Below are 12,727 nucleotides of genomic sequence, written 5' to 3' on the forward strand. Positions count from 1 at the left end.
TTCAATATGGAGAACATGAGAATTCTAACGCCTGAACTCATAATGATAGGCACCGGGCTTGCGGTGATACTTCTTGATCTCGTAATAAAGAAGAAGGAGACTGTCGCGTTTGCCGGGATACTCGGAACGCTTCTCTCCGCGTACTTTAATTTCAGCCTTATGGGCCCAGGCTTATCCGGGGATGTTTTTCAGGGCATGTTCATCTTTGACGGCTATGCCTCGTTCTTTAAGCTTATCTTCTATATCACTATCATCATTACGATACTGATATCGCTCAAGTATATGGATATTGAGGGCGCGTCTTTGGGTGAGTATTACGCCCTGCTATTTTTCGCGACATCCGGCATGATGATAATGGTTGGCGCTATCGACCTGATGGTGCTTTACCTCGGGCTTGAGCTGATGGCTCTCTCCCTGTATATACTTGCAGGCATACTCAGGAACAGGCGCAGTTCAAACGAGGCGGCGATAAAATATTTCTTCCTGGGCGCATTCTCATCGGCATTCCTGCTGTACGGCATAGCGCTGACATACGGTCTTACAGGCACTACCAACCTCCATGAGATAGCGGTTGCGCTTCATGACCTTAAGCTTGTTGACAATCCTGTCACATTGCTTGCGCTGATATTCTTTGTAACGGCCTTCGGCTTCAAAGTAGCGCTTGTGCCTTTTCATATGTGGGCGCCTGATGTCTATGAAGGCGCGCCTACTTCCATAACAGCATTCATGTCCACCAGCCCCAAGGCAGCGGCATTTGCAGTTATGGGCAGGGTCTTCTTCACCGCATTCGGAGCATTGCAGGTGCAATGGTCGATGATACTTGAGCCTCTTGCGATTATCACCATAGCTGTCGGAAGCATACTCGCCTTGTCACAGACGAATATCAAGAGGATGCTTGCGTACAGCTCGATAGCCCATGCCGGATACGCAGTAATAGGGTTTCTTCCGGGGACACAGGAAGCCTTTGCAGCCACGCTTAACTATCTTATGATATATACCCTAATGAACCTCGGCGCGTTTACCATTGTCGTACTCATGAGAAGAGAGGGCATCACAGGCGATAACCTTCAGGACTTCGCAGGGCTCGCAAAGAAGAATCCGCTCCTCTCCGCGCTGATGCTTATATTCATGTTCTCACTCACCGGCATTCCCCCTCTGGCAGGCTTTATCGGCAAATTCTACATATTTATGGAGGCGGTAAAGGCGGGATATACAACCCTGATACTGATCGCGGTAATATTCAGCGCTATTTCAGCATTCTTTTATCTAAGGGTTGTGGTCTATATGTATATGAAGGAGCCTGCTGCGGAGTTTGCTGTGGTGAGCGTTCCCAATGCTGTAAAGCTTACACTTGCCTTTACGTCTATCATGGTGATCATTCTGGGAATATTCCCTTCTTTGCTCCTTAAATTTGTCATGTCCTCGTTCATGGGGTAGGTCTGCCGGCTGTTGGTTTTCCTAACCGCTTGATATCTTAGCGTCTCAGGTGATATTATTGTAAGCTAAAAAATGAAGCCGAAGTGGTGGAATTGGTAGACACGCACGATTGAGGGTCGTGTGGGGCAACCTATGGGGGTTCGAGTCCCCCCTTCGGCACCATTTTTATTCCCCTTATTTAAACTCTTCACTTTCAACTTTTTCTATCTGATGTGATATTATGGAATGACTTACTCCATGTATAAACATATCTACAGAAAATTCATAATCGCGGGCATGGCCCTCATTGTCATCCTGATAACAGGGACTTCGGGTTACCACATTATCGGAGGCGGGAGAGCTACCTTTATCGACTGCCTTTATATGACTTTCATCACCATCACCACTATAGGTTTCGGCGAGATAGTCAATCTTTCGGCAAGCCCGGGCGGAAGGTTATTCACAATGTTCATTGCGTTTTCAGGCATAGGCGTACTCTCTTACATAATCACTAACGTTACTGCATTTGTTGTTGAGGGAGAACTCAAGGAGTCTTTCAGGAGGAGGAAGATGGAGAAGAAAGCGATGCATTTCAAAGATCATTATATCGTATGCGGGGTCGGGAGGGTAGGATATCACATAATCGGTGAACTCCTGGCGACCAAGAGGCCTTTTCTGGTCGTTGATTCAGACAGGAAGAATCTTGAGATGTTTATTGATACCTATCCTGACCAGATATATATTGAGAAGGACGCGACTGACAACACTGCGCTTCTCATGGCAGGGGTAGAGAGGGCAAAAGGGCTCTTTGCCGTTACCGGAGATGATAATCAGAACCTTGTTATAAGCCTTACTGCCAAAGACCTGAATCCATCCATAAAGGTCATAGCCCGCTGTAATGATATCAAGTACAGCGAGAAGATAAAGAAGGCAGGCGCTGACGCAGTAGTTTCCCCGAATTTCATAGGAGGGCTGAGGATGGCGTCAGAGATGATAAGGCCTTCGGTGGTCTCTTTCCTTGATACGATGCTGAGGGACAAGAGCAAAAGCCTCAGGATAGAGGAGATAAAAGTTCCCGCCTCATTGTCCGGCAGGCCTCTCTCTTCACTGCACCTCAGGAAGAACCATGATGCCCTGCTCCTTGCTGTAAAGACCGGTGCGGACTGGGTCTATAACCCTTCTGATGACCACAGCCTGAAGATTGATGACAGTCTTGTCTTTATGGCAACACCGGGTGAGAGAGAGAAGATCGAGAAGGCTATTAACGCGGGATGAGTTTTTTTCTCTTTTAGATACTGCTGAATAGTGATATGATTGTATATGTCATGAAAGTAGTTATACTTTATTACATATATAAATCATGAAGCTTCGTATAATTATATCAACCATAGCATTTCTCGCCTTTTTCTCCATATCATTGGGGATGATCATCTTTTTTAATTCTCTCCGCGATAAAACTTATGATGAGGCAGGTTCCAGGTCAGAGGAACTTGTAAATAATATTGCTGACGATATTGATTTGCATATCAGTGAGTACACTGGAATTCTCGGTTTTATTTCAAGGCAGGAGGAGTTCAAAAAAGCCCTTACAAGCAATGACGCGGATACGCTTTCAATAGCCAACCAGGAACTTGACCGTCTTTGCTCCATTATAGAGACCATGGATGTCTGTTACCTTATGGATGTTAAGGGCAACACGATAGCCTCTTCCAACCGCAACGCTCCGGACAGCTTTCTCGGGAAGAACTACTCTTTCAGGCCTTACTTCAAACAGGCCGCCAGCGGCGTTCCGGCGGTATACGCGGCGCTTGGCGTCACCTCAAATAAACGCGGGTTATATTACGCCTATCCTGTTTACGGCGATAAAGATGAACGCCCATCAGGTGTGATCGTGATCAAGGAGAATATAGAACATCTGAGGACGGTTATAGTCAAACCATATGAAGGTGTAATGATGATGACATGCCCCAACGATGTGATCTTCTTCTCTAACCGTGAAGACTGGCTTTATAAGACATTGTGGAAAGTCACGCCTGGGCAGATACTTGCGATAAAGGAATCAAGGCAGTTTGGTGAAGGGCCGTGGGAATGGTCGGGAGTTCAAAGGACGGAAGAGCATCATGCTGTTGATACTGTTGGGACGGAATATCATATTCATCAGAAAGAATTAAGAAATATGCCGGGATGGCAGATCGTATACCTTCATGAACATGAAAGAGTGATCGGCGGTATCGGAGGGGCACTACTCAAAAAAACAGGTTTTCTCTTTCTGGCGATAACTATATTTTTCGGCATTCTTATTCTGTATCTTCTCAGAACAGCAAGCCTGGATCTATCTCTTCGGAAGAAGGCGGCGGAGGAGTTGAAGAAGAGCGAGGAGCAGTTCAGGATGCTCTTTGACTCAGCTGTTGACGGCATATTTATTCTCGGCATGCAGGGTAATTTTCTGGATGTCAACAGGACCGCTCATGAGCGCCTGGGATACACTAAAGACGAGATGCTCTCGCTGAACATCAGGGAACTGGATCCGCCGGAGTTCGCCGTCCATGTGCCCAAACGTCTGGAACAGATACGGAAACAGGACTATGCTATCTTTGAGTCTGCTCATTGCAGGAAAGATAAAAGCATCATGCCGGTTGAAGTGAACTCGAGGGTAATAGACTATAAGGGACAGCAAGTTTTCTTCAGCGTCATTCGCGATATCACCGAGCGCAAAAAGGCGGAGGCGGAGCGGAATCATCTTAACAGGGCAATTCTGCTCGAAAGAAATTTTTCTCAGGCTGCGCTTGACAGTTTGCCGGGGCTCTTCTATCTCTTTGACGAACAGGGCAGGTTCATTCGCTGGAATAAAAACTTTGAGAAGGTCTCGGGTTATTCGGCTGAAGAGATCTCAGTCATGTCACCATTGGATCTCTTTGACGATACAGGCAAGAAGGTCATAGCTGAAAAGATCGGACAGGTTTTTCAGACCGGCGAAGCTACGGCGGAAGCTGATTTCTTGTCAAAAGACCGGATAAGCATCCCGTATTTTTTTACAGGGAAGCGCTTTGTTTTTGATCGTAAGTTCTGTCTGGTCGGTATGGGCATTGACATCTCAGATCGCAAAACGGCGGAAGAAGAACTGCACAAGAGCCTGCTTCTGCTTGCTGAAACCGGGAAGGTAGGGAAGGTCGGCGGGTGGGAACTTGATGTAACAACACTGGATCTATCATGGGCAGATGAAGTCAATCGAATCCATGAAGCGGATATGACATATCAGCCGACAGTTAGCGAAGCGATAAATTTCTATGCACCTTCGTCCAGGCCGATTATTGAACAGGCCTTACAGCGCGCTATAGAGCATGGAAAGCCTTTTGATTTGGAGTTGGAGATAATTACTGCAAAAGGAAATCATCGGTGGGTTCATGCTATTGGGCAAGCGGATCAGAAGCTTGATGGATCAAAAAAAGTTTTTGGTATTTGTCAGGATATCACCGGGCGCAAGAAGGCAGAGAAAGAACTCGACAGCCTGAACGGGCAGTTAAAGGAGAGGAACAAAGAGTTGCAGCAGATCGTTTACACGGTATCGCACGACCTTCGCTCGCCCATTATTAATATTCGGGGATACAGCAGGATGCTGGTTGATTATCTTCAGAAAGTTATTTCTGCCTATGCGCAGGAGAGTGTCACAAAAGAGGCGAGGGAAGAGGCTGTTCTTCTCGTGGATAAGGATATCCCTGAGGCGGTGTCATATATAGATGCGAGCATCAGCAAGATGGATTCCCTGCTTTCTGCAATGCTGAAGCTTTCGCGTTCATCAAGCGCTGAGCTGCAGATTGAAAAACTTGATATGGACAGGATAGTGTCTGATGTCCTGAATACGTTTAATTTTCAGATGCAGGAGATAGGGGCTGTGGTTGAGATATCGCCTCTTCCCTCTTGCTCCGGTGATGCTGTCCAGATAAATCAGCTGTTTTCAAACCTAATCGGCAATGCTGTTAAATATTATTCTCCTGAACGCCCTCTGGTTATAAATATCTCCGGCACTAAAGATAATGGGCAGGTTATCTATTGCGTTCAGGACAACGGCATCGGCATACCGTCAGATGAGCAGGGCCGGATATTTGATATCTTCTATCGCGGATACACTGAGGGCAGCACCGGTGAAGGTATCGGGCTTGCCATCGTTAGTAAGATAATCGAGAGACACGGCGGCAAGGTATGGGTCGAGTCTGAGGAAGGCAGGGGAAGCAGGTTTTATGTGCAGCTGAAATGCGCAAATGCGGCATAATTTAATTCCGGATAAATATAGAGATGAAAGAAAAGATAAACAAAAATCAGCTTGAGACGGAAACGGCGCTGAGAGTCAGCGAGGAAAAGTTCAGGGTACTATTTGAAAGTGCAATTGACGGTATTTTTTTGCTCTCCGACAATGGCGATGTGGTTGATCTGAACACGTCATTTGCCAAAATGCACGGATACACGGTTGCGGAGATGATGAAGATGAACCTCCAAGATCTTGATACGCCGGAAAGCGCCAAGCTGGCGACTGCGCGGTTACAGCGGTTGTTTGCCGGAGAACCGATGACTTTTGAGGTCGAGCACTATTGCAAGAACGGGCGAACGATTCCGCTGGAAGTGTCGGCAAACTTAGTCATTATCGGCAATGAAAAGTATATTTTAGGATTCCATCGCGACATCACCGAACGCAAGCGTGCTGAGGAGGCGCTGCAGGAGAGCGAGAAAAAATACCGCGTACTTGTTGAGACAATGAACGAGGGATTGGGAATTCAGGACAAAAACAATGTAATCACCTATATGAACAAGCGTGCCTGTGAAATGTTCGGCTATAAATCTGAGGAACTGCTTGGCAGGCCGATAGATATTTTATTTGATGAAGAAGGGCTGAAAACTTTTAAAGCCCAGATGGCACAGAGATGCCAGGGCAAAGAAGAAAACTATGAGGTCGTGTGGAGGCGCAAGGACGGGGGCAGTGTCCATACCATTGTGTCTCCGCATGTTGTTTTTGACGCGGAAGGGAATTATAACGGCAGTTTCGGGGTTTTTGTTGATATCACCGGGCGCAAGCTGGCCGAGGAAGAGAGGGATCGCCTTAACAGGGAGCTTGAGATAAAGAACAAGGAACTTGAGCAGATCATATATGCGGCATCGCATGACCTGAAGACCCCTCTTGTCAACATTAATGGTTACAGCCGTGAACTGCAAAAGACTTTAGATGATATAACGAGGGTTGTAGAGAGAGAAGAGATGTCTTCTGAAATCAGGGAAGAGATATCACCGCTTATAAAAGAACTGCCGGATTCATTTCGTTTTATCAGCACTAGCGTTGTAAGGATGGATGCTCTGCTGAACGGGCTTTTGCAGTTTTCGCGTGCCGGCAAGGTTGAATTGAAGAAAGAAGATATAGATATGAATATGCTGATAAATGAGATATTAGACAATCTTAATCACAGACTGAAAGACACAGGCGCAAGTCTCGAAGTGACTGACCTTCCGCAATGTACAGGGGATAGGGAACAGATAGGCAGGATATTCTCTAACCTTATTGAGAATGCAGTTAAATATCTTGACCCTTCGCGCAAAGGCGAGATAAAGGTCACAGGATATGTAAAAGATAACAGCTCTATCTATTGCGTAGAGGATAACGGCATCGGCATAGCTGTTGACCATCAGAAGCAGATATTCCACATATTCCATCAGCTTGACCCAATGAAGGTAGGAGAGGGCCTTGGGCTTGCGATAGTGCAGAGGATGGTGGAGAGGCACGGCGGGAAGGTATGGCTTGAGTCAGAGGCAGGCAAGGGGTGCAGGTTTTTTGTGGCGCTGCCCGCATAAAACAAGAGAGCGAAATTTATCTTGCATATATTTTTAAATACTAATATGATTTAATGCAGAGGATAAAACGGGACACACCCCTTAATCCCTGCTTAAGGCACCTGCTGTTGGCTCTTACTATAGGGGAAATAAAAAAAAGGATATGCCATGAAAAATAATATTGTGATCCTGTTGGCTGAAGATGATTTTGGGCATGCAGGGCTAATTATTAAGAACCTGAAGCGGTCGGGTATTGGAAATGAGATCATTCATTTCAAGGACGGGCAGGATACCCTTAATTATTTATCTGAGCAAACGCAGGTGCCTAAGGATCAAGGCGGGGCGGGGTATGTTCTGCTTCTTGATATCCGTATGCCGAGGGTTGACGGGATCGAGGTGCTCACCAGGATGAAAAAGGATGAGAGGCTGCGCAGGATACCGGTGATCATGGTAACAACAACGGACGACGACGCGACTGTTAATCTATGCTATGAACTGGGATGCGCAAGCTATATATCCAAGCCGGTTGATTATGATGCATTTATTAAGATGGTTCAGGAGCTGGGAGCATATTTAAAGATGATGGAAGTTCCGGAGTAAACAATATAATGCTATCGAAGAAAGTGAACAGGACAGGGGGCATAATCCTTGTTGTTGAGGATGATAAGGGAGTAAACAACCTTATTGTAAAGACGCTGCAGGAGGCGGGGCATAATGCCATGGGTGTCTTTACCGGCAGGGAAGCTGTCACAAATGTGATGACCGGTAATGTCAGCCTGATGGTGCTTGACTACAAGCTTTCGGATATATCAGGGAAACAGGTCATAGAGTCGCTTGCCAAAGAGGGCTGTGCTATCCCCTTTATTGTTGTTACGGGATTCGGCGATGAGAGGATAGCTGTTGAGATGATGAAGCTTGGCGCGACAGACTACATCGTTAAAAACGAAAACCTGATGGAGATACTCCCTTTCAGGGTTAAGAAGGCGCTGAAAGAGATCTCGCATGAAAATATAGTCAATGCGATTGACAGTGTGCTGACGAAGAGCGAGGCAAATCTCAAGAGCATCCTTACAGCTTCCCCTAACGGCATAGGTCTGCTTAAGGACCGGAAAATGCAATGGGTAAGTGAAAGGTTCATAGAGATGATCGGTTATTCAGAGGATGAACTTGTCGGCAGTTCTACAGAGATGTTTTACGACAGGCATGAGGAGTATGAACGTGTCGGCAGTGCGCTCTATGATGACATCGCCCAGAAAGGCAGGGGTGAGGTTGATACAAGGTGCAGGCGTAAAGACGGCACTTACATTGATGTAAATATCCAGGTAGCCCCTCTTAACCCCGAGAATCTTGATATGGGTGTTATCTTCTCGTTCTCGGATATTACAGAGCGGAAGAGATATGAAAGAGAGCTTTTTGAGTCGAAACAGGATTGGGAAGATGTATTCAACTCAGTAACTGACATGATAACGGTCCATGATATTGACTTTAATATCATACGGTCAAATAATGCGGCAAAGGAAATTCTCCACCTGCCGGTTCTTCAGGATATGCAGGCAAAGTGTTTCCAATTTTATCACGGCACTGCCTGCCCGCCTGAGGGATGCCCGAGCTGTGACTGCCTCAAGACCGGCAAACCTGCTACCTTTGAGGTCTTTGAGCCGCATCTTAATAAATTCATTGAGATAAGGTCCATGCCCAGGTTTGATAAAGAGAATAAACTCATCGGCCTTATCCATGTTGTGAGGGACATCACTCAAAGGAAGAAGATGGAAGATGAGATACATGAGAGTGAAGAGCGTTACCGCGAGCTGTTTGAGAATACAAGCGACATCATACAGAGTGTGGATGCTGAAGGTAAATATATTTTTGTTAACTCTGCGTGGCTTAAGACCTTTGGCTACACAATGGAGGAGGTCAAAGGTCTCTCTATTTTTGATATGTTGCATGAGGATTGTGTAGACCACTGCGCGGATGTTTTCAATAATGTAATGTCCTGCGGGCAGCAGGATAATATACAAACTACTTTTGCTGCCAGGGACGGAAGCAAAGTAGAGCTTGAAGGAAATGCGCGGAGCAGGATTGTGAACGGGAAGCCGGTATCTATCCAATGTATATTCAGGGACGTAACGGAACGCAAAAAGTCTGAGGAGATGCTCCAGCGCCATATTAAGCGCATAAATGCCCTGCATTCTATTGATATAGCTATTACATCAAGCATTGACCTGCGTGTCACGCTTGACATCTTCCTTGAACAGGTCATCAGCCAGCTTGGCTTGGATGCTGCTGCTGTCCTGCTTCTGGATGAGGCCTCTATGACGCTAAGGTATTTCGCTTCCAAAGGTTTCCGTTCACCAGCATTAAAACATGCAAATGTAAGAATGGGCGAGAGTTACGCCGGCCGCGCGGCAAAGGAGCGCCGTATTATATCTATCCCGAACCTTAAGGATGAACCCTCGGCATTTAAAACTTCGGTACATTTCAGCAAAGAAGAATTTGTAACATATTTTGCCGTGCCGCTCATTGCGAAAGGACAGGTCAAGGGGGTTCTTGAGATATTCAAGCGCACACTCTTTAATGCTGATGATGAGTGGCTGGATTTTTTCAATACCGTTGCCACACAGGGAGCTATAGCCATAGATGACGCTACGCTTTTTGAGGATCTCAAACGTTCCAATATCGACCTTGCCATTGCATATGATTCCACAATTGAAGGATGGGCAAGGGCGCTGGACCTTCGCGACAGAGAGACAGAGGGGCACTCAAGGCGTGTTACTGAGATAACCATAAGCATGGCCCGCGAACTCGGAGTTAGGGAAGAAGATATTGTCCATTTAAAAAGAGGCGCTCTTCTGCATGATATAGGCAAGATGGGGATACCTGACAGCATACTGCTCAAGCCCGGCAAGTTAACGGATGAGGAATGGAAGATAATGAAGAATCATCCCAATCTTGCACATGCAATGATCTATCCGATCAACTATCTGCGGCCTGCCCTTGATATCCCGTTCTCGCATCATGAGAAATGGGACGGCTCCGGTTATCCGAACGGGCTTAAAGCAAATGAGATACCGCTTGGAGCAAGGATATTCTCGTTAATAGATGTCTGGGATGCCTTGTCATCTGACCGGCCTTACCGGGATGCATGGCCAAAGGAAAAGGTAGTAGAGTATATCCGCTCACAGTCAGGCATTTACTTTGACCCCGCCATGGTTGATGTCTTTCTTAACCTGATAAGCACAATGCCGGAAGAGGATTAAAAAGGCCGTTATTCCCATTCGCAAGTGAAACTATTTACCCCTGCTTTTCCCCGGTATCCTCAACAGATGATTTTTCACACCGGTCCAGATGCATATCTTCATATGAAGCAGGGTCATGCAGTGATTCCAGATGGGTAAAGACAGTGACATTCGGCAGTGCGCTGCGGATGTCTGCCTCTATGCATTCCAGGAGATGATGGCCGCGCTCGACCGTCCACAAGCCGGGAACTAGCACATGGAGCGAAACAAATTTGCGCGACCCTGCCTGGCGGGTGCGTATGGCGTGGTATTCAACCCCGTCATGCAGATAAGGTTCCAGAGCTTTTTTTACCATTTCCTGTTCCTTTGCAGGAAGCGCTGCATCCATTAACCCTGACATGGACTCACGAACTATGCGAAACCCTGACCAGACGATATTACCCGCGACAATTATGGCGACAACAGGGTCGAGGCGTTCCCATCCGGTCACTGCTACTGCGCCGACTCCGATAAGCACACCGCCTGAAGTCCACACATCCGTCATAAGGTGATGAGCGTTCGCCTTGAGGGTGATCGAGTGATGGCGTTTGCCTGCCTTCAGCAGGATAAGCGCAACGAAAAAGTTGACAAGAGATGCCGCGACCGAAATGATCATTCCCAATCCGATCTGCTCAATGGGCCTTGGCGAGATAAACCTCGGCACAGCTGCTACAGCGATGCTTACAGCCGCTATAAGGATAAGCGTGCCTTCAACCCCGCTCGAAAAATATTCAGCCTTGCCGTGTCCGTAGGTGTGATCTTCATCAGCAGGCCGCGCTGCTATCGTAAGCATTGATAAAGCCATGATAGCGCCGGCAAGGTTCACAAGCGACTCCATCGCATCAGAAAGCAGGCCTACCGAACCTGTCAGAAGATACGCTATGGTCTTGAGCGCCATTGTGACGAGAGCAGCAGCGATCGAGAGCCATGCAAAGCGCGTAAGAGATGAACGGTCTGTAGTTGAATTGTTTAATATCATGCTTCAGGTAAATAATTCCTCCCCCTTTTAGCAGAGGGGGAGGAGGTGGGATTTAATAGATTTAGCCGCAGCTGCTGCAGCCTGAACCTGAGCCTGAGCCGCATGATGATGCAGGGGGATTGCCGGTGAACATGAATCCCTGTTTGTCGCCGTCATCAATAAAGTCCAGCTCCATGCCCATAAGCTTTGCTGACGCGGATGGATCAACAAAGACCTTAAGCCCGCCTTTCTCTACAACTGAGTCACCGTCTTCAGGGGTTTCAACAACATCTATTCCAAAAGAAGGCCCGCAGCAGCTGCTTCCTGCCATATACAGCCTCAATCCGAAATTATCTTTTCCCTCTGCAGAAAGTATCTCTTTTGCTTTTTCAACTGCCACATCTGAAATGGTCAACATATATTTTCTCCTTAAACTGTTTTTTATGCTTCTGTATTTAAGATAAATGAATCAGCGCAATAAAATCAATTTGAGAGGAATTATTACTGCTATTGAGGCGTGAAATGAGTTAAAATAAGCCGCTATGCATATAGTCTTGATATTATCTTTCGGGGCATATCTTTTCGCGCTATTCATAAGGCCGCTTCTTTTCCTCGGGATCCTTCTTCAGTCAGGATATATATTATGGAGGGCGTCTGAGCTTGAAAGGCTTCCGCTTGTTGGCCCGCATGACACAATGGTTTTTTTAGCCGCGTCTATCGCGGCATTTGCGCTGCCTTTCTGCAGTAAGATAAAGAACAGCAGGGTGTTCCATAATCTTATCGTTGTTTCAGCGGCATTATTAACAGTTCTTGCGCTTATCTACGAGCCGCGCAACATCCCGCTTCCTCCTGTGCTTAAGACCTTCTGGTTTGAGACACACGTTGTGCTTGCCTTTATGTCTTACGCGCTTTTCGGAGTCGCGTCAGTGCTTGGTTATGTATATCTCAAAGACAATGAAGCTATGACCGAGGGCTTACAGTACAGGGCGATACTTATCGCGTATTGCCTATTTACATTGTCCATGATATTCGGCGGTATATGGGCTTATCTTGCGTGGGGGAATTACTGGCTCTGGACGCCCAAGGAACTCTGGACAAGCATTCTATGGATATTCTACAGCTTTTATCTTCACGCGCGCCTTAGGCAGTGGTGGACAGGAAGGCCTGCAGCCATCCTCGGCATAGCCGGGTTCGGAGTGGTCATGTTTACATATCTCGGGGTAAGCCTCTTAATGAAGAGCTCGCATAGTTTCTGATAATTACT

Annotated in this window: 9 protein-coding genes and 1 tRNA gene; 8 read left to right on the top strand and 2 right to left on the bottom strand. The window is 46.8% G+C overall.

Features of this window, described 5'->3' with window-relative positions; translation table 11 throughout:
* The first annotated feature begins 15 nt into the window (after positions 1 to 15).
* The 7 genes from Q7U10_10820 (at position 16) to Q7U10_10850 (ending at position 10,487) form a co-directional block, all read left to right on the top strand.
* Positions 16 to 1,437: an NADH-quinone oxidoreductase subunit N gene (locus Q7U10_10820; GenBank protein ID MDO8283093.1), complete on the top strand. Its 1,422-nt coding sequence runs from the start codon at positions 16 to 18 to the stop codon at positions 1,435 to 1,437.
* A 77-nt stretch (positions 1,438 to 1,514) separates the two neighbouring features.
* Positions 1,515 to 1,599: transfer RNA gene (locus Q7U10_10825), tRNA-Leu, on the top strand.
* A gap of 75 nt (positions 1,600 to 1,674) precedes the next feature.
* On the top strand, positions 1,675 to 2,691 hold the full coding sequence (locus Q7U10_10830; protein MDO8283094.1) for a potassium channel protein: 1,017 nt from the start codon (positions 1,675 to 1,677) through the stop codon (positions 2,689 to 2,691).
* Between the two features lie 85 nt (positions 2,692 to 2,776).
* Positions 2,777 to 5,686: a PAS domain S-box protein gene (locus tag Q7U10_10835; protein ID MDO8283095.1), complete on the top strand. Its 2,910-nt coding sequence runs from the start codon at positions 2,777 to 2,779 to the stop codon at positions 5,684 to 5,686.
* Positions 5,687 to 5,709: 23 nt separating this feature from the next.
* The gene (locus tag Q7U10_10840; protein MDO8283096.1) at positions 5,710 to 7,251 is read left to right on the top strand and encodes a PAS domain S-box protein; all 1,542 of its coding nucleotides are present in this window, start codon (positions 5,710 to 5,712) and stop codon (positions 7,249 to 7,251) included.
* Positions 7,252 to 7,398: 147 nt separating this feature from the next.
* A complete protein-coding gene (locus Q7U10_10845) occupies positions 7,399 to 7,830 on the top strand; it encodes a response regulator (protein MDO8283097.1) in 432 nt (143 codons plus the stop codon).
* An 8-nt stretch (positions 7,831 to 7,838) separates the two neighbouring features.
* Positions 7,839 to 10,487 carry a PAS domain S-box protein gene (locus Q7U10_10850; protein ID MDO8283098.1) on the top strand — a complete coding sequence of 883 codons (2,649 nt, stop codon included), beginning with the start codon at positions 7,839 to 7,841 and terminating at the stop codon, positions 10,485 to 10,487.
* Between the two features lie 34 nt (positions 10,488 to 10,521).
* Here Q7U10_10850 and Q7U10_10855 read toward each other — a convergent pair whose 3' ends face one another.
* Together Q7U10_10855 and Q7U10_10860 are read right to left on the bottom strand one after the other, a co-directional pair.
* Complete coding sequence (locus tag Q7U10_10855) at positions 10,522 to 11,484, bottom strand: cation diffusion facilitator family transporter (protein ID MDO8283099.1); 963 nt, start codon at positions 11,482 to 11,484, stop codon at positions 10,522 to 10,524.
* 61 nt (positions 11,485 to 11,545) lie between these two features.
* Positions 11,546 to 11,881: an iron-sulfur cluster assembly accessory protein gene (locus Q7U10_10860; protein ID MDO8283100.1), complete on the bottom strand. Its 336-nt coding sequence runs from the start codon at positions 11,879 to 11,881 to the stop codon at positions 11,546 to 11,548.
* A 124-nt stretch (positions 11,882 to 12,005) separates the two neighbouring features.
* Between Q7U10_10860 and ccsA the strand changes: the two genes are divergently transcribed.
* A complete protein-coding gene (gene ccsA / locus Q7U10_10865; GenBank protein ID MDO8283101.1) occupies positions 12,006 to 12,719 on the top strand; it encodes a cytochrome c biogenesis protein CcsA in 714 nt (237 codons plus the stop codon).
* The last annotated feature ends 8 nt before the right edge of the window (positions 12,720 to 12,727 follow it).

It is taken from the genome of Thermodesulfovibrionia bacterium (assembly GCA_030646035.1).
Taxonomy (GTDB): domain Bacteria; phylum Nitrospirota; class Thermodesulfovibrionia; order UBA6902; family UBA6902; genus JACQZG01.